The following is a 16,959-nucleotide window of genomic DNA, read 5'->3' as shown; positions in this document are numbered from 1 at the left end:
CCTCTTACCCTCCACGACGCACTTCCGATCTGGTCAGTACCCCGCGCGGGGCCGTGCGGCCGGCGGCTGTGCCGCCGGCCGAATGTCCGCCACCGGCGAACTCAGCGGATGCGCCGCCGGGGAACATGCCACCGTCCCCGCGCGCGTCGCCGCTATCCGGTTGCGTGTACGCCCGCCTGGCTGCCGGGTGTGCCCGTTCGCTCGCGGTGGCGTCACCCGCGTCGTCGCCGTCCCCGCCCGGTCGTGGGTCCGGGTGGATTCCGCCGGACCCGGGCCGTCCGCCGCCGGGTGGTGCGCCCTCCGGTGATCTGCCCGGGGCAGAAGATGTGCGAGAGCCGCCAGCGATGCGGTCGTCGCTTCCCTGCGCGTCTCGTGTCCCATAGTCATCGGGTTGCGCTGTGCGGCCTAAGAATCCGGCGTCGACGCGGGTGTTGTCCTCGGTATGGGTGTTGTGCGCGAGGTGTGCGTCTGTGCCCGCACCTGGCTGACCACTGCCGGTCCGGTGGACGCCGGTGCCGGCTGACTTCTGCTCTGCGGCAGGAGAAAACGAGCCGCGCGCGTGCGGGGGACCGGGGTCGGCGGCCGAGTCCGTTCGCCCGCTCGCGGAGGTCGCGTGCGTGCCGGCGTCGCGGGTCGAATCGTGTTCGTTTGCAACGGGAATCGAGGGGAGGCGGGGTGCGGGGGCGGTTTCGGCGTCTTCGCCGAGCCAGAGGCGGCGCGGGGTGCTCGGGGTGTGGTCGGGTAGGTGGCGAGCGACAACCGTTTCGCCGGAGCGGTCCACGGCCGCGCGGGCCGCGGCGGCGAAGGACTCGCAGTCGGGATAGCGGTCGTGGGGGTTCTTGGCCAGGACCGTCGCCAGCACCTCGTCGAGGCCGCCGGGGAGGCCGGGGCGGACATCGGTGAGGCGGGGGAGGGGAGCGTGCAGGTGGGCGGCGATCACGGCGGCGTCGTCCGAGCGTGCGAAAGGCGGCTCGCCGGTGAGGAGTTTGAACAGGGTGCAGCCCAGGGAGTAGAGGTCGGCGCGGTGATCGACCGGGCCGCCGCCGAAGCGTTCGGGGGCGGTGTAGGCCAGGGTGGCGCTCACCCGCGAGCCGGTCTCGGAATCCTCCACGCTGCGGGCGATTCCGAAATCGGTGACCATGGTGCGTTCGAAGGTCCCCGCGCCGTGCTCGACCAGCAGGTTGGCGGGCTTCACGTCGCGGTGCAGCACGCCGTGCAGGTGCGCGTGATCCAGCGCGCGCCCGGCGTCGCCGATCATGCGCACCGCCCGCTCGGGCGTGACCCGGCCGCCCGCGTGCGCGAGCACCGACGCCGCGTCCCCGCCCTCCACGAATTTCATGGAGATCCACAGGATTTCGTCGTCCGGGGAGTTGCGATCGTAGATCGGCACGATGTTCGGGTGATCCAGGGCGGTGATGAGCGCGGCCTCGCGCTCGAACCGCGCCCGCGCCTTGGCATCGTGCGCGAACGCGTCGTTGAGCACCTTGAGCGCGACCGACCGTTGCAGGCGCGGATGCCGGGCCAGATAGACCACGCCCATACCCCCGGCGCCCAGCGGTCTTTCGATGGCGTAGCCCGCGAACATCGAGCCAGGCTGCAATCGCATCTGCGGCCCCACCTCCCCGTTTCCCGCGCGGCACCGTGAGACAACGGTACGCCGCGGGCCGCTCCGGGGTCACGTGCCCGGCGTCCTGCCGGCCCGTGACGCCGGTAGTCCGAGAGGGAGATACGACCGGTTCGCGGCGCGGGTTCGAGTAGTGGGGGGTGCTCCACGTCGAGCGCCCGGTGGCTACGCTGCCCCCGGATCCGCTACCGCCTCACCGTGATCGATGATTTCGCCCCGACCCACCCCGATCGGGCGGGGAACGCGACCGGCGGTGTTCCGATCCGGCGTGGTTCCCCGGCTGTCGCACTCAACGCCGCACGGCGTGCGAGACGGCTGTGTCACCAGCCGCGATTGCCGTTGCCGCCGTTGCCGCCGCCGCGGTGATCGCCCTTGTCACCGCCGTTGTTGTGCTCGCGCTGCCAGCGATCCTTGTAGTGGCTCCAGCAGTAGTCCCAGTCCCAGCCGCGGCTGTTGCGGTCGCAGTACCACTCGTAGCCGCGGTCGTTGCTCGCGCTCGCGATCCCGCCGGAGTGCGCGGGGGCGGCGGCGGCCACACCCGCGCCGACCGGAAGAACGAACAGGGCGGCCGCCGCCGCGGTGACGACGCGCTTGGCGATGAGATTCATGAGGTCTGCTCCTGATGCGATGTCCCGGGAGGTGTTTCCCGTTGGCACCAATACTGCTGAGCAGCGCGGATATTCTCTGTCCGCTGTTCGACACACGAAGTGTGCCCGCGCCGACACTTCCGAGATCGGGCCGGCGCGGCCGCGACTCACTTCCCGGAGCGCCCCGGGAGCTTCACCGACTTGACCCGATCCTTCAGCGACTTACGTTCGCGTCGTTGCCTTTCCGGCTGCTCCGGCGGCAATTCCACGTCGTAACGCCGGATATAGGCGCCGATGAACGCCTGCCCGGTCGCCGTCACCGGTATGGCCAGCAGCGCCCCCGTCGCCCCGAACAGCGCGGCTCCGCCCAGCACCGCCCCGAAGGCCACCGCCGGATGCATGTCCAGGGTGGTGGCCGTGATGCGCGGCTGCAGCACGTAGTTCTCGAACTGCTGATACAGCACGATGAAACCGAGAATCCACAGCGCCGTGCGCGGATTCTGCGCCAGCGCGACGATCACCGGCAGCGCGCCCGCGAGGTAGGTGCCCACGGTGGGGATGAACTGCGAGACGACGCCGACCCACAGCGCCAGCGCGAACGCCGCCGGGATGCCGAGCACGCGCATGGCCGCGTAGTGCGCCAGCGTCGAGCACAGTGCCAGCAGCGCCCGCGAATATAGGTAGCCGCCGGTCTTCTCGACCGCGATGTCCCACGCCCGCAGCACATGCCGCTGCCGGGCCGGGGGCAGCACCGAGCACACCGCGTGCCGGAAGCGCGGCCCGTCGGCGGCGAAGTAGTAGGTGAACAGCAGCACGCCCAGGGACTGGAAGAGCACCCCGAGGGCGGTGGTGCCGATACCCCACACGTCACCGGCCAGCCCGAGGGAATAGGACTGCAGCGAGGAACTCGCCTCGGTGGCCCACCGGGTGAGGTCGTCCCCCGAAAGATCCTGATTGAACGTGGAATTCACCCAGTCGACCAGATTCCCGGCGTACTGCGGCGCGTTGTCCACCAGCGTGCTGACCTGATCGACCACGAGTTCGCCCATGGTCCAGACGAATCCGACCAGCACCACCAGCACCAGTACGAAAACCAGCCCGGTGGCGGGCGCGCGCCGCCAGCCCCGCGCCGCCAGCCAGTTCACCGCGGGCTCGATGGCGAACGCCAGGAACAGCGACACCACCACCACGGTGATCAGGCTCTGCAGCTTCTGCAGCGCCCAGAAGCTGACCACGACCCCGGCCACGACGGCCGCCGCCAGCAGATACGCCCGCGGCAGCCACGGCGGAATCATGGTCGTGACATCGCGCCGGTCCGATGTGTCGTCCGGCCGGTCATCCTGTTCCTCGGACACACCCGCAAAGGTAATCGCGCCGAGCGGATCGCGGTGGGAGCGGCGTGTTCTCGCGCGCCCCCGGGTGACCGCTACATCGTTGCCGCGTCGATGACGAAGCGGTACCGCACGTCGCTGGCCACGACCCGGTCGTACGCTTCGTCGATGCGATCGGCCGAGATCAGTTCGATCTCCGCGCCGATGCCGTGCTCGGCGCAGAAGTTCAGCATCTCCTGGGTCTGCGCGATGCCGCCGATCATGGATCCGGCCAGCGAGCGCCGGTAGCCGGCGATGGTGAAAGGCTTGACGGCCAAAGGGTTCTCGGGCAGGCCCAGGATCACCAGCGTGCCGTCCAGCGCCAGCAGCTTGAGGTAGTCGTCGATGGGCAGATCGGCCGACACGGTGTTGAGGATCAGGTCGAAGCGCCCGCGCAGCCCGCGGAAGGTCTCGCGTTCGCTGGTCGCGTAGTAGTGGTGCGCGCCGAACTTCTTGCCGTCCTCCTGCTTGCTCAGCGAATGCGAGAGCACGGTCACCTCCGCGCCCATGGCCGCGGCGATCTTCACACCCACGTGCCCGAGCCCGCCCATGCCGATGATCGCGACCCGCTTGCCCGGTCCGGCGTTCCAGTGCCGCAGCGGCGAGAACAGGGTGACGCCCGCGCACAGCAGCGGCGCGGCCACGTCGAGGCCGATGCCCTCGGGGATGCCGACGACGAAGTTCTCGGTCACCACGACCCGGGTGGAGTAGCCGCCCATGGTGTAGCCGTCGGCCTGCACCTCGGGTGCGACCTTGGTGTTGTAGGTCATGGTCGCGCCGGGGATGCAGTACTGCTCCTCACCGGCCAGACAGGGTTCGCACACCCCGCAGGAATCGACCATGCAACCCACGCCGACCCGGTCGCCGACCTGGTACTTGGTGACGGCCGAGCCGACACCGGCGACGAGTCCGGCGATTTCGTGCCCGGGCACGCACGGATATTTCGCGCCGCCCCATTCGTCGCGGGCGGTGTGGATGTCGGAGTGGCAGATGCCCGCGAACTTCACGTCGATCAGGACATCGCGGGGGCCGAGCTCGCGGCGTTCGATGGTCAGCTTCTCGAATCGGCCATCGGGGGCGGAGACGGCGTAGGCGGCAGCGGTGCTCATGAATACATGCCTACCTGCGCACGCGATCAATCACCAGGATTCGTCCGGAATGTCGCATCCGGCGCGGCGTGGACATAGAGCCGATCGCTATCGCCCATGCTGGGCGGATGGCGATTCTGCTGTCCCTGGTGTCGATGCTCTCGACCTTCATCGGCGGGCTCGCGGCCGACCGCATCGGCGAACGCAAACGCCTGGTCCTGGGTCTGGCAGCCGGGGTCATGCTCGGCGTCGTCGCCTTCGACCTGCTGCCCGAGGCGCTCGAACAGGACACCCGCGAGGCGCTCGGCATCCCGGTGCCGCTGCTGGCCGCGGTCGTCGGCTTCTTCACCGTGCACATCCTGGAACAGGCCGTGGCGCTGCACACCGGCCACGAGGACGAATTCGGCGCGCACCACCACGACTTCGCCTCGGTCGGGCTGGTCGCCGCCGGCGGGCTGGTGTTCCACAGCTTCCTGGACGGCTTCAGCATCGGCATCGGATTCCAGGCGGGCGCCGCGGTCGGCGCGGCCGTCGCGCTCGCGGTCATCTGCCACGACTTCGCCGACGGCTTCAACACCTTCACCCTCACCACGCTCTACGGCAACGACCGGCGGCGCGGCTTCCTCATGCTCGCCGCCGACGCGCTGGCCCCGGTACTCGGCGCGATAGTCGGGACCTTCGTGCGGGTGCCCGCCGAATTCGTGGGCATGTACCTGGGCTACTTCGCCGGCTTCCTGCTCTACCTGGCCACCGCCGACATCCTGCCCGAGGCGCACGCGGGCAAACCCTCCAAGGCGCCGCTGCTGTGCACGCTGGCCGGGGTCGGATTCATGTTCGGCGTGGCCGCGCTCGGCCACGGCTGAGCCCGGCCTCCCGTCATTGCAACGCGCTTCCCCGCCGGAACTGGTACACCAGAAGGTGCGGAAAACGCCTGCGGCCGCTGGCCGGGCGCCCACGGCAGTCGGGAGCGCGCATGTACGACGACATGTCTCGAACCGGTCCGGCGGGCCCCTATCCCGCGCGCGGGCCCGGTTCCGAAGGCAACGGCGGCCGCACCCTCGCCCTGCTGCTGGTGGCGATCCTCGGCTTCACCGCGTTCCTGGGCTACAACGGCGGGCTGACGCACTGGCCGCTGCGCGCCGACTCGGTCACCGCCACCCTGCTCGGCCCGCCGCTGCCGCCGCTGGACGCCGAACACGTATCGAACACCGTGGAACCCGCGCTGGTGAACATCACCGCGGCCGTCCGCCCGTACGGGCTCAGCGCCGCGGGCTCGGGCATCGTGCTGACCGCGCAGGGACAGGTGCTCACCAGTCACCACGTCATCAAGGGCGCGGACAGGGTGACCGTCGCCGATGTCGGCACCGGCGCGGTCTACCCCGCCGTGGTGCTCGGCTACGACTCGGGCGCCGACATCGCGCTCATCGAATTGTTCGGGGCCGCAGGGCTTCCGGTGGCCCGGCTGGGCAGTTCGAGCACCCTGCGGATCGGAGACGAACTCCTCGCGATCGGCAACGCGGGGGGCACCGGGTCACCGACCGCGGTCGGCGGGGCCGTCACCGGACTGGACAGCGCCATCGTGGCCCGCAATTCCGCGGACCTGTCCCGGAAGTCGCTGCACGGCTTGATCGAAGTGTCCGCCGCGGTCAGCGCCGGGCAGTCCGGCGGCGCGCTGGTGGACCGGTACGGCGCGGTGGTCGGGGTCGTCACCGCGGCCTCGGGAGAAATTCAGAAGGCCCTCGGACAGGGGCCCAACGGCTACGCGGTGCCGATCGACGCGGCCATGGCGATCGTGCGCCAAATACGTTCCGGCACACCGACGGACACCGTGCACATCGGGCCGACCGCCACCCTGGGGATCATCACCTCCGACGCGCGCCGGACACCGGGCGCGCAGATCGAGGTGGCCGTCTACGGCATGCCCGCCTACGCGGCCGGGCTCACCGAGGGGGAGGTCATCACGGCCATCGACGGGCAGCCGGTGGACACCACCGGAGCCCTCAAGGCCGCGCTCAATCTGCGCAAGCCCGAGGACACGGTGCGACTGGACATCTCCGCGCCCGGCGGCGGCACCCGGACGGTGATCGTGAAACTCGCCGTCGGGCCGCCGAATTGAGCTAACCGGAGATCACATCCCGCCAGTGGTCCTGGAACTGGATGTAGACGATCAGAATGACCACCGCGTAATAGATCGCGGCCACCGTCCAGCGCCACTCCACCACGACCTGCAGCAGCCCCCGGGACCTGCCCCAGAGCTGGCCGGTGACGATGACCAGCAGCATCGGCGTCACCGCCCACACCACCATGCACCACGGGCACAGCGCGCGGATCTGGAACACCGCCGAATAGATGAGCCAGAAGATGAAACCCATCCCCGCCAGCAGCCCGGTCCACAGCCCGCCCCAGATCCAGCGCGGGAAGCCGATGCCGGCCACCGACAGCACACCCAGGGTCACCACCACCGAGAAGCCGACCACGCCGATGATCGGATTCGGGAACCCGAACGCCGCGGCCTGCTCGGACTGCATGACGGCGGTGCACGCCACCACCTGATCGATATTGCAGGAGGGGACGTAGCTCGAATCGGTGAACAGCTTGAACTTCTCGACCAGCAGCGTCACCGACGCACCCCAGCCGATCAGTCCGCCCAGCAGCAGTGGCCAGGCGGACCGGGGCGGAGCCGAGATCATCACTTGGCCGCGGCCTCGATCTCCGACTTCAGCGACTGCGGATTCACCTTCTTGCCGTTCACGTACACGGTCGGGGTGGAATCCAGGCCGGTGTCGAAGACCGCCTTGGTCGCGTCCTTCACGTACGCGATGTACTTGCCGTCCCGGATGCCCTGCGCCACAGCGGGATCGGTGTAACCGGCCTCGGCCGCGATGGCGATGAGCTGATCGTCGGTCATGCCGTTCGCGCCCTCGGCGGGCTGCTTGGCGAACATGAGCTCGAGCCACTTCTGGAAGTTGGTCGTGTCCGCGGAGGCGACGACGTAGGCGGCGTTCGCCGCGCGGGTGGAGTACTGGTTGCCCTGCGAGGCGCGGTCCAGGAACGAGATGATGCTGTACTCGATCCGGGCGTCACCGCTGCTCAGCGCGTCGTCGAGCACGCTCGCGTTGGTCTGCTCGAAGCCCTTGCAGGCCGGGCACTGCAGATCGGCGACGATCTGGATCTTTGCCTTGGCGTCCGGCTTGCCGATCCGGATGGCGCCGCCCTCTGTGACATTCGGCGGCACCGCACCGGCGGCGGCGTCGTGGGTGACCACGGGATTGAAGTCCGAGCCGTCCTTGGAATCGCGCATGGCCAGGCCGATGCCGATGGCGGCGACGAGGCCGACCAGCACCGCGGCGACGCCCACCTGGATCATGATCTTGCGATTGCGCTCGGACCGCTGCGCATCGGCGAGCGGATTCTTGCGATCAGCCGGTTTCTTGCTCACCTGTGCCCTCACACGCCTTCCATAGTCACGACTCTGCGGGCCCATCTTCGCCCGCAAACCTGAGAGATTCCTGGACAAGCCGGACCGGCCCGGCGAAAGGGCCGTTCCGCGGGAGAAAAATCACTCGGGGCTCACGCCTTCGCGAGCAGCCGCTTCTGCTCCTCGATGTCGAACGTCGCGGGCGGCCACTCCAGCTTCAGGCCACCCAGCGCGTCGATGAGCAGTTCGGTGACCGCGAGCCGGGCGTACCACTTGTGATCGCAGGGCAGCACGTGCCAGGGGGCGTAATCGGTGTCGGTGCGATCCAGCATGGCCTGGTACGCCTCCTGATACGCGGGCCAGGAGCCGCGCTCGGTGACGTCGTTGACGCTGTACTTCCAGTACTTGTCCGGCCGTTCGAGCCGCTGCATGAGGCGCTTCTTCTGCTCGTCCAGCGAGACGAACATGGCGACCTTGACGATGACGGTGCCGTCGTCGACGAGCTTGCGCTCGAACTTGTTGATCTCGTCGTAGCGCTTGCCCCACACCTCCGGCGGCACCAGATCGTGCACGCGGACCACGAGCACATCCTCGTAGTGCGAACGATCGAAGACGCCGATGCGGCCGCCGCGCGGCAGCTGCTTGCGGATGCGCCACAGGAAGTGGTGCTTCTTTTCCTCCGGAGTGGGCACCCCGAACGCCGCCAGCTGCACGCCCTGCGGATCGACCGAACCGATCACGTGCCGCACGATGCCGCCCTTGCCGGCGGTGTCCATGCCCTGCAGCACCAGCAGAACACTGCGCGTCTCACCGTGCCTGCCGTTGGCGTACAGCCGTTCCTGGAGATCGGACAGCACCGCGGTGCGCTCGGCGAGCAACCGCTCACCGGCCTTCTTGTCGCCCTTGAAGCCCGGGGTCGCGGCCGTCTCGATCGCACTGACCCGCACACCGGCCGCGCGCAGCGCCTTGCTGACCGGTTTAGCCCAGGATGTTTCCTTCGCCATCCGTCATGCGTAACACGCGGCGCGGGTTCGTGTCGGCAACGCGCCGAATCAAACTCGGGCCAGCCGCCCCAGCTGCTCGGCCAGTTCTTCGTCCGAGACCGGGGTCAGCGTCAGATCGGTCGCGGTGGTGAGCAGATAGCGGCCGTCACCGGAGAAGTCGAGCCAGGTGCGGTGCTTGGTGGGCGGTGAGAACGGGTTGGCCGGCTCCACCGAGACGGTGATGAACCCGCGCCCGTCCACCGGTTCCCGCAGTTTGCGCCGGAAATCGTCGCCGCCCAAGCGGTCCGGGTCCGTCTCGTCCGGGCGCAGCACCGCGTTCTGCGGCTGGCTCATGGCGGCCAGGGTGCCCGCCGGCGCCGAGCCGATGATCTCCACCAATTCCGGGCCCAGCTGATCGGCCGGGCAGATCTGCACCGAGACCGCGTCGGGCAGCGCGACCAGAATGCCCGCGCGCTGCTGCGCGATCGCGGCGAAGGCGAGAATCCGGCGCGGGTCCGGGCCGCCGGTGCGCTCGCCGTAGAGGGTGACGGTGGTGTGGTCGGTGCGCGCGCAGAGCATGAGCGCCGCGGTCAGCTCCGGATCGGTGCGATGCAGGTACTGGTGCCGCAAACGCGGTGCGGCGGCGGGGTTCTCGGTGCGCGCGGGCATGGTGTCGAGGGGATAGGGGCGGCGCTCCAGATGGGTTTCGCGGGTCCAGACCAGCGCGAATTCGTCCGGGGTCAGCATCCATTTCACCGTGGCCTGCCCCCGGTGGCGGCGAGGCCGAGCGAGTCTGACCCGATGTCCTGTGCGGACATATCGGGCGTCCCCCTTTCTGCGGTCCGACCCTCCGTCCCGTTGGCGACCTTACCGGAGGGTCAGGGCGGGTGTGAGCCGTCGTGTAAGGGGGCTTACTGTGACGTACCGCACGGTAGGGCCCGGCCCCGCGGTGTGCGATCATCCGATACCGGTCGATCGATCAAATTCGCGCGAGCGCATCCGCGGGTGCGCACGCCGCAGGCGCACACCCGGAGGTACGGACCGATGCTCGGAGCCAGGAACATGGCGGCGACCGCGCTCGCCTGCGGCGCGGCACTACTCGCGCCGCTCGGCCTCCCCGGAACCGGCACGGCCGCACCGATTCCCGGCGTACCCGGCGGAGCGCCGGAATTCCTCGGCGCACCCGCGACACCGCGACCGGTCGACGGGGTGCCGGCGGTGCCGCACCATCCCGGGCTCGCGGCCAACGGCGACTCCGGCATCCACAACGACGGCTGGATGAGCGACACCTACGTCCGCTCCGGGCCGCTCGGCATCGACACCCGGGTCGACTCGCTGCTGCTGGGCAGCGAATGCGGATCACTCGCGTTCGACCGCGCCGGTCGCATCGTCGCCACCTGCCCAGGCCTGAATCCCGGTGTCTACCTGATCGATCCAGCCGGAATGCGGGTGCTGGGCCGATACCCGCTGCCCGGGCGCGAACCCGGGGCCATGCTGCGCCCGGGCGCCTTCACCAACTTCGGCGGCGGGGCCTACTTCTATCTCGACGACCGCGATCGCGCCATCGTCGGCGCGGCCACCGGGCACGTCATGGTGCTGGCCGAGAACGCCACCGCCGACGGCTTCGTCCTCGAACGGGACTACGACCTGACCGGCGTGCTGCGGCCCGGCGAGCAACTGAACTCGGTGCTCCCCGACGCCGCCGGCAGGCTGTGGTTCGTCGCCAAGAGCAACGGCGTGGTCGGCACCATCGACCCGGAAACCGGTGCGATACAGGTGATCCGGCTCGGCGACGGGACCGAGGGGCAGATCCAGAACTCCTTCGCCGTCGGCGCGGACGGCGACGTCTACATCGCCACCAATCGCGAACTGCTGCGCCTGGACGCGGGACCCGGCGGCGGACCCGAAATCACCTGGCGCGTCACCTACGCCAACAGCGGACAGCACAAGCCCGGCCAGACCGACGACGGCACCGGCACCACACCGACGATCCTGCCCGGCGGGTACTTGGCGATCACCGACAACGCCGACCCCATGAACGTGGTCGTGTACCGCACCGCGCGCGCTGCCGCGCAGCGCGAGGTGTGCTCGGTGCCGGTGTTCGAGACCGGCGCGGGCAACACCGAGAATTCGCTTATCGGCGCGGGCAATTCGCTGATCGTGGAGAACAACTACGGCTACTCCGGCCCCGAGGCCACGCTCGGGGGCCGCACCACCGTGCCCGGATTCGCCCGCGTCGACATCAACCCCGACGGGTCGGGTTGCACCAAGGTGTGGACCAACACCACCGTCGCCGCCCCCAGCGTGGTGCCCAAGCTCTCGCTGGCCAACGGCCTGATCTACACCTACACCAAGGGCTCCGAACCCACCGACCCCTGGTACTGGACCACCCTGGACTTCCACACCGGAAACCTGGTGTGGCAGCGCCTGTCCGGCGCGGGACCGCTCTACAACAACAACTACGCAGGCCTGGCGATCGGCCCGGACGGCGCGGCCTACCTGGGCACCCTCGGCGGCCTGATCTCCCTGCGCGACGGCAACTGAGCAGACGCCGGGGGAGCCGGCGACCGCTAGCCGAAACCCGGCGGCGCGCGATAGAGGTCGTAGCCCTCGGCGGTGGCGGGAACGCCGGTATCGGGGCGCGTGCGTCCGGGGGAACCGGAGAATTGGAGGCGGCCTCATACGGAGTGCCGGGTCCGCCGCGGAATCGATCGGTGGTGCGCGGGCAGGTCCATCGATTCGGCCGGAGCGAATTCTCGCCCCGGCCGAATCGAGTTGTGTGTCAGGCGGGCTGGACGTCGATCGTGATGTCGGCCTTGCGCAGGCGGTCGGTCAGGGTGTCGCCCATGGCCGAGGCGGGGGTGAGGATGCCCGCGATCTCGGGGAGCGTGTCGAAGGCCAGTGCCAGGCCGGACTGGCCGAGCATGACCGCGGTGGCCTGGTAGCCGGGATCGCCCTTGCCGGCGAAGGTGCACACGTACTTCGCGCCCGAGGTCGTGTTGGCGAAGGTGCGCATGGTGAACCAGCCGTTGCGGCGGGCCTGCTCGCTCGGGCCGGTGCCGGGCTTGGGCACCAGGCGGTCGATCACCTTGCGGCCCACCGCGACCCGGGACAGCAGCGCGCCCGCGGCCATGGTCGCCACGATTCCGCCCGCCATACCGGCCGCCACCAGCGGGGCGGTCGCGGACGAGCCCGCGCTCATGACCTCGCGGTAGCGGAAGTTCTTGCCGTACGGCCAGCCCAGCAGACCGTTGCTGCGGCGCACCACCTTGGTGTTGTGCGCGCCCATGATGAAGGTGGCGACCCAGCCGCTCAGGCTCGGATCGATATTGGCAGCCTTCTCCAGCGCCTGATCGCTCTGCCGGCCGACGTCGGGCTCCATGGCCTTGTCCGGGCTCAGCGAATAGGGGTGCGACATGATCGCGCCCTTCTTCGGATCCGTGGCGATCGCCTCCATCATCGCGCGGCCCGAATCCACAGTGCCGCCGCTCATTCCGCCCTTGAGCCAGGCCACCAGCGTGACGTCGGTGAGCTCGCCGGTGGTGTCCGCGACGCTGCGCTTGTACAGCTGGTAGACGCTCAGGTCCGACGGAATCGAGTCGTAGCCACAGGAATTCACGATCTTCGCGCCGGTCTCGGCGGCCCGCTCGCCGAAGCGGTCGATGCATTCGCGGATGAACAGCGGCTCACCGGTGAGATCGGCGTAGTGGGTGCCGTTCTCGGCGCACGCCTGCACCAGCGGCATGCCGTAGCGCAGGTACGGGCCGACCGTGGTCACCACGACCTTCGTCCGCGCGGCGAGGGCGTCCAGGCTGGCCTGATCGGTCGAATCCGCCTGCACCAGCGGCCAATTCGCCGCCAGCGGGCCGAGTTCGGCGCGCACCGCCTCGAGCTTGGCCGTCGAGCGCCCGGCCAGCGCGATGCGCGCACCAGCGGGCGCGGCCCCGATCAGGTACTCCGCGGTCAGCTTGCCGACGAAGCCGGTCGCGCCGAACAGGACCAGGTCGAATTCTCTGTCTGCCATGTGTCTGCCGTCCTGAAGGGTTTACGCCTTGGCGGCGCGTTTGCGGGTGGTCTTCTTCTTGGGTGCGGTGGTCGGGGCGGGCGCGGGGCGGTTTGCCAGCCACTGCCGGTGCGCCCTACCGAGTTCGGTGACCGGCTCCTCGCCGTAGATCCATTCGCAGGACACGCGATGCCAGTTGCCGGTCGCGCCCAGTTGGCCCAGCATGCCGAAGGTCAGGAAGTCCGCGCGCCGCGAGAACAGGTGCTCCGGCGGCAGATTCTGCTGCTTCATCCCGGAGAACTCGCTCGCGCGCGGATCCACCGCCAGCACGAACGCGCCCGACGCCAGCTCCGGGGTGATGGTGATGTCCTCGTCCACCAGACCCCATTCGCACGCGGCCAGCACGTACTCCAGGCATTCCTCCGCGGTGATCTCCTCCGGAGAGTCGATCACCCCGCGCTGAATCATCAACTCGCGCAGGTCTTCCGCGCGATCCTCGGCCGCGGCCCGGATGCAGGTGGCCTCGAACTCCACGTGCTCGGGATCCATCCGGTTGTAGAGCCCGAAATCCAGGAACGCCACCTTGCCGTCCGCGCCCAGCAGCAGGTTGCCCGGGTGCGGATCGCCGCAGAACTCGTTGAAGGTGAACAGCGAGCCCACGTAGAAGCGGTAGATGATCTCACCGATCCGGTCGCGCTCGGCGTCGGGCAGCGCCCGGATCTCCTCGAAGCCGCGGCCCGGGAAGTACTCGCTCACCAGCACCCGCTGCGTGGACAGCTCGGGCATGGTGTCCGGCACCACGATGAACGGATGCCCGGCGTACAGCGCGGCGATCTGCTGCTGTGTGTTCGCCTCGGCCACGTAGTCGAGTTCGCTCTCCAGATTCAGGCGCAGCTCGTCCAGCACGGCCGGGGTCACCCACGGCATCGCCGACTGCAGGATGCGCCGGAACATGGCCAGGTTCTTCAGATCCGCGCGCACCGCGGCGTCGATGCCGGGGTACTGCACCTTCACCGCGACCGTGCGGCCGTCGTGCAACTTCGCGCGGTACACCTGACCGATCGAGGCGGCCGCGATGGGCTCGGGCTCGAACTCGGCGAACACCTCTTCCAGGGTCCGGCCGAAATCCTCCTCGATGACCGCGCGCATCACCTCGAACGACACCGAGGGCGCGCTGTCGCGCAGCACCGCGAGCCTGCGCTGGAAACGTTCGCGATGCTCCGGCGGCACCAGATCCAGATCGAGCACGGACAGCATCTGCCCGAGCTTCATGGCCACGCCCTTCATGGTGCCCAGCACCATGACCATCTGCTCGGTGGCCCGGATCATGGACTCCTCGGCCATCCGCTCGCGCACGGCCTCCGAGCGCCCGCGCATCGACCTGCGGGTCCGCTGGTTGCGTATGGCATTACCGGCGACGGCCATACCCAGCTTCGTTCCCCGCGCGAGCCTGGATGTGGGCAGCTCTTTCGCCATCAGTGACCCTCCATTGGACCCCGGCGCCCCCATTGGTGCCATCGCTCAGCCTACTGTTGCGCCGCACCGTCGCGCCCGGTGTGAAAATCCGGCCCACAGCTCCCGGCCGTGACCGGGCGCGCGCGTGCCGGCGGTTCGGTGCCGAACCGTAGCGTGCGTAACCGGAGTCATCCGGCCCGCATGCCCTCAGTTCTCGGCGACCTCGATCTCACTCTTGTTCTCCGGATCTGGCAAGACGTGCTTGCGGGAGTTGAACCACTCGCGATCGCCGCCCGAGCGGACCATGCCCTCGACGGCGCTCCACGCCATCATGGTCAGGTAGTCCAGCATCTCCTCGCTCGACATGGTGCGATTGGTGATCCACCAGTCGGTGGCCAGCTGCACGCCGCCGACCAGGACGTAGGCCCACAGCATCGCGCCTTCGGTCTGCACGCCGCGGTCGAAGGCCTTGTCGATGATCACCGCGGAGACGACCTGCGCGAACAGCTTCTCGAAGTCTGCCAGGGTCGAGGTGTCGGTGGAGGACCCGTTGCCCATGATGAAGCGGTAGACGTCGGTGTCCTCGTCGACCGTGTGCACGTAGGCGGCCAGGGTGTTGCGCACGAGCTGGTACTCGTCGAGATCGTCGCTGATCGCGCCGTAGATGCGCGGCATGAGCGTGGTCTCGATGAACCGTTCCATGGTCGCGCGGGTCAGGTCCTGCTTGTCGGAGAAGTACCGGTACAGAACGGTCTTGGAGACGCCGATCTCCGCCGCGATCTCGTCCATGCCCGCGTCGCCGCCGCGTTTGCGGATGGCCGCGAGGGTGCCGTCGACGAGTTCTTCCCGGCGGTCGATCTTGTGTTGCTGCCAGCGCTTCTTCCGGCCGTCCTCGCGCCCCGGCCGAGGTGAGGCGGCGTCGGCTCGGGTACCGGCGTCGACTGCTCTTTGGGTGGACAGCGTGACTCCCTGGTTCGCGGTTTTGTGCTGGATCTACTCAGCTTAAGCCTCCCATGCGGCAGATCGCCGACGTTCGGGACCGGCCCGGTGGCCCGGCCGCACTTCCGGCAAGCAGCAGAATGGACTCATGGAGCAACCTGCCGGCAGCACCGGGGTACTCGAATCGAGCAGCCGCGCGAGCAAGACCGCCCCGCCGGGCGGCGCTTTCGCCGACCTCTTGGACGAGGAGGGCAAGCAGAAGGAACTGTGGCGGATGAAGGCCATCGCCACCGGATTCCTCGGGGCCGCGACCCTCGTCTTCATCCTCTGCGCCTGGTTCCAGTCCCGCGGTCAGGGCGGCGAGTGGATCGGTTACGTGAAGGCCGCGTCCGAGGCGGGCATGGTCGGCGCGCTCGCGGACTGGTTCGCGGTGACCGCGCTGTTCCGTCATCCGCTGGGCCTGCCGATTCCGCACACGGCCATCATTCGCAAGAAGAAAGACCAATTGGGCGCGGGGCTCGGCGATTTCGTGCGCACCAACTTCCTGTCGCCGGACGTGGTCGCCGCGAAGGTGAACTCGGCGCAGGTCTCCTTCCGCCTGGGCCGCTGGATGGCCGATCCCGAGCACGCGGCCCGGGTGGCAGAGGAGAGCGCCACCATTCTGCGCGCGGTCGTGGGCGTACTGCGCGACGAGGACGTCGAGCAGATCATCGATCAGACCATCGTCAAGCGCATCGCCGAACCGCAGTGGGGTCCGCCCATCGGCAAGGTGCTCAACGAGCTCATCGCCGACAATCGCCAGGGCCCGCTGCTGGACCTGCTGGCCGAGCGCGCACACCAGTGGGCGCTGGACTCCCAGGACACCATCGACAAGATCATCAACCGGGATGCGCCCGGCTGGGCGCCCAAGTTCGTCAATTCCATGCTCGCCGAGAAGATCTATCGCGAGCTGGTGGAGTTCACCTGGAAGGTGCGGACGCAGCCCGATCACGAGGTGCGCCTGGCGGCCAACCGCTTCCTGGAGGAATTCGCGCACGATCTGCAATTCGACGACGCGATGATCGCCAAGGCGGAGAAGATCAAGACCGAGCTCATGGGCCGGCAGGAGATCACCGGTATGGCGCACGCCACGTGGCGCGCCGCCAAGCGGATGATTCTGGAGTCCGTGGACGATCCGAACTCGACCCTGCGGCGCAAGGTCTCGGAGAACGTGCAGCAGCTCGGCGAGCGGCTCTCGGCCGATCCGGAGATGCGCGCCAAGGTCGACAACTGGCTCGAACGCGGTGTGCGCTATCTCATTTCCAACTATGGCGACGAGGTTGCCACGCTGGTGAGCGACACCGTGGCACGCTGGGACGCGGAGGAGGCCAGCCGCAAGATCGAATTGGCGGCGGGCAAGGATCTGCAATTCATCCGCATCAACGGCACGGTCGTCGGCTCGCTCGCCGGACTCGTAATCTATTCCGTTTCACAGTTGCTGTTCAATGGCTGA

At 68.9% G+C, this 16,959-nt stretch carries 15 protein-coding genes; 4 read left to right on the top strand and 11 right to left on the bottom strand.

Annotated features, from left to right (window positions below; genetic code table 11):
- Window positions 1–4: 4 nt before the first annotated feature.
- The 4 genes from ABZ319_RS30900 to ABZ319_RS30885 all read right to left on the bottom strand — a co-directional run bounded on the left by ABZ319_RS30900 (window position 5) and on the right by ABZ319_RS30885 (window position 4,690).
- Window positions 5–1,606, bottom strand: a complete 1,602-nt coding sequence (locus ABZ319_RS30900; protein WP_354990043.1) for a protein kinase — start codon at window positions 1,604–1,606, stop codon at window positions 5–7.
- Window positions 1,607–1,944: 338 nt separating this feature from the next.
- Complete coding sequence (locus ABZ319_RS30895; RefSeq protein WP_354990042.1) at window positions 1,945–2,232, bottom strand: hypothetical protein; 288 nt, start codon at window positions 2,230–2,232, stop codon at window positions 1,945–1,947.
- 146 nt (window positions 2,233–2,378) lie between these two features.
- Entirely contained in the window at window positions 2,379–3,566 is a 1,188-nt protein-coding gene (locus tag ABZ319_RS30890) for an AI-2E family transporter (RefSeq protein WP_354990041.1), read from the bottom strand.
- A gap of 71 nt (window positions 3,567–3,637) precedes the next feature.
- Window positions 3,638–4,690, bottom strand: coding sequence for an NAD(P)-dependent alcohol dehydrogenase (locus tag ABZ319_RS30885; RefSeq protein ID WP_354990040.1), 1,053 nt, complete (start codon window positions 4,688–4,690; stop codon window positions 3,638–3,640).
- A gap of 107 nt (window positions 4,691–4,797) precedes the next feature.
- Between ABZ319_RS30885 and ABZ319_RS30880 the strand changes: the two genes are divergently transcribed.
- On the top strand, window positions 4,798–5,532 hold the full coding sequence (locus tag ABZ319_RS30880; RefSeq protein ID WP_354990039.1) for a ZIP family metal transporter: 735 nt from the start codon (window positions 4,798–4,800) through the stop codon (window positions 5,530–5,532).
- 110 nt (window positions 5,533–5,642) lie between these two features.
- Window positions 5,643–6,785 (top strand): trypsin-like peptidase domain-containing protein, encoded by a 1,143-nt coding sequence (locus ABZ319_RS30875; RefSeq protein WP_354990038.1) that lies wholly within the window; start codon window positions 5,643–5,645, stop codon window positions 6,783–6,785.
- A gap of 1 nt (window position 6,786) precedes the next feature.
- Here ABZ319_RS30875 and ABZ319_RS30870 read toward each other — a convergent pair whose 3' ends face one another.
- The 4 genes from ABZ319_RS30870 to ABZ319_RS30855 all read right to left on the bottom strand — a co-directional run bounded on the left by ABZ319_RS30870 (window position 6,787) and on the right by ABZ319_RS30855 (window position 9,817).
- Window positions 6,787–7,359 carry a vitamin K epoxide reductase family protein gene (locus ABZ319_RS30870; RefSeq protein WP_354990048.1) on the bottom strand — a complete coding sequence of 191 codons (573 nt, stop codon included), beginning with the start codon at window positions 7,357–7,359 and terminating at the stop codon, window positions 6,787–6,789.
- Window positions 7,359–8,108: a thioredoxin domain-containing protein gene (locus ABZ319_RS30865; protein ID WP_354990037.1), complete on the bottom strand. Its 750-nt coding sequence runs from the start codon at window positions 8,106–8,108 to the stop codon at window positions 7,359–7,361. The genes ABZ319_RS30870 and ABZ319_RS30865 overlap by 1 nt, the downstream gene beginning before the upstream one ends.
- Window positions 8,109–8,239: 131 nt before the next feature.
- On the bottom strand, window positions 8,240–9,091 hold the full coding sequence (locus ABZ319_RS30860; protein ID WP_354990036.1) for a polyphosphate kinase 2 family protein: 852 nt from the start codon (window positions 9,089–9,091) through the stop codon (window positions 8,240–8,242).
- 48 nt (window positions 9,092–9,139) lie between these two features.
- A complete protein-coding gene (locus tag ABZ319_RS30855) occupies window positions 9,140–9,817 on the bottom strand; it encodes an ESX secretion-associated protein EspG (RefSeq protein WP_354990035.1) in 678 nt (225 codons plus the stop codon).
- A 297-nt stretch (window positions 9,818–10,114) separates the two neighbouring features.
- Here ABZ319_RS30855 and ABZ319_RS30850 point away from each other — a divergent pair, with 297 nt between their 5' ends.
- Window positions 10,115–11,614: a hypothetical protein gene (locus ABZ319_RS30850; RefSeq protein WP_354990034.1), complete on the top strand. Its 1,500-nt coding sequence runs from the start codon at window positions 10,115–10,117 to the stop codon at window positions 11,612–11,614.
- 238 nt (window positions 11,615–11,852) lie between these two features.
- Here ABZ319_RS30850 and ABZ319_RS30845 read toward each other — a convergent pair whose 3' ends face one another.
- From ABZ319_RS30845 to ABZ319_RS30835, 3 genes are all read right to left on the bottom strand, one after another.
- Window positions 11,853–13,094, bottom strand: coding sequence for a saccharopine dehydrogenase NADP-binding domain-containing protein (locus tag ABZ319_RS30845; RefSeq protein ID WP_354990033.1), 1,242 nt, complete (start codon window positions 13,092–13,094; stop codon window positions 11,853–11,855).
- Window positions 13,095–13,115: 21 nt separating this feature from the next.
- A complete protein-coding gene (locus ABZ319_RS30840) occupies window positions 13,116–14,549 on the bottom strand; it encodes an AarF/ABC1/UbiB kinase family protein (RefSeq protein WP_354990032.1) in 1,434 nt (477 codons plus the stop codon).
- Between the two features lie 186 nt (window positions 14,550–14,735).
- Complete coding sequence (locus ABZ319_RS30835) at window positions 14,736–15,386, bottom strand: TetR/AcrR family transcriptional regulator (RefSeq protein WP_354990047.1); 651 nt, start codon at window positions 15,384–15,386, stop codon at window positions 14,736–14,738.
- A 355-nt stretch (window positions 15,387–15,741) separates the two neighbouring features.
- Between ABZ319_RS30835 and ABZ319_RS30830 the strand changes: the two genes are divergently transcribed.
- Window positions 15,742–16,959: a DUF445 family protein gene (locus tag ABZ319_RS30830; RefSeq protein WP_354990046.1), complete on the top strand. Its 1,218-nt coding sequence runs from the start codon at window positions 15,742–15,744 to the stop codon at window positions 16,957–16,959.

This window comes from Nocardia sp. NPDC005978, from assembly GCF_040614455.1.
Lineage (GTDB): Bacteria > Actinomycetota > Actinomycetes > Mycobacteriales > Mycobacteriaceae > Nocardia.
This window is presented reverse-complemented; position numbering and strand designations above follow the sequence as displayed.

Bases quoted from the DNA above. Each gene is read 5' to 3' on its own strand.
- ABZ319_RS30900 (WP_354990043.1), bottom strand. From the start codon at position 1,606: ATGCGATTGCAGCCTGGCTCGATGTTCGCGGGCTACGCCATCGAAAGA.
- ABZ319_RS30895 (WP_354990042.1), bottom strand. From the start codon at position 2,232: ATGAATCTCATCGCCAAGCGCGTCGTCACCGCGGCGGCGGCCGCCCTG.
- ABZ319_RS30885 (WP_354990040.1), bottom strand. From the start codon at position 4,690: ATGAGCACCGCTGCCGCCTACGCCGTCTCCGCCCCCGATGGCCGATTC.
- ABZ319_RS30880 (WP_354990039.1), top strand. From the start codon at position 4,798: ATGGCGATTCTGCTGTCCCTGGTGTCGATGCTCTCGACCTTCATCGGC.
- ABZ319_RS30875 (WP_354990038.1), top strand. From the start codon at position 5,643: ATGTACGACGACATGTCTCGAACCGGTCCGGCGGGCCCCTATCCCGCG.
- ABZ319_RS30870 (WP_354990048.1), bottom strand. From the start codon at position 7,359: ATGATCTCGGCTCCGCCCCGGTCCGCCTGGCCACTGCTGCTGGGCGGA.
- ABZ319_RS30860 (WP_354990036.1), bottom strand. From the start codon at position 9,091: ATGGCGAAGGAAACATCCTGGGCTAAACCGGTCAGCAAGGCGCTGCGC.
- ABZ319_RS30855 (WP_354990035.1), bottom strand. From the start codon at position 9,817: ATGCTGACCCCGGACGAATTCGCGCTGGTCTGGACCCGCGAAACCCAT.
- ABZ319_RS30850 (WP_354990034.1), top strand. From the start codon at position 10,115: ATGCTCGGAGCCAGGAACATGGCGGCGACCGCGCTCGCCTGCGGCGCG.
- ABZ319_RS30845 (WP_354990033.1), bottom strand. From the start codon at position 13,094: ATGGCAGACAGAGAATTCGACCTGGTCCTGTTCGGCGCGACCGGCTTC.
- ABZ319_RS30840 (WP_354990032.1), bottom strand. From the start codon at position 14,549: ATGGCGAAAGAGCTGCCCACATCCAGGCTCGCGCGGGGAACGAAGCTG.
- ABZ319_RS30830 (WP_354990046.1), top strand. From the start codon at position 15,742: ATGAAGGCCATCGCCACCGGATTCCTCGGGGCCGCGACCCTCGTCTTC.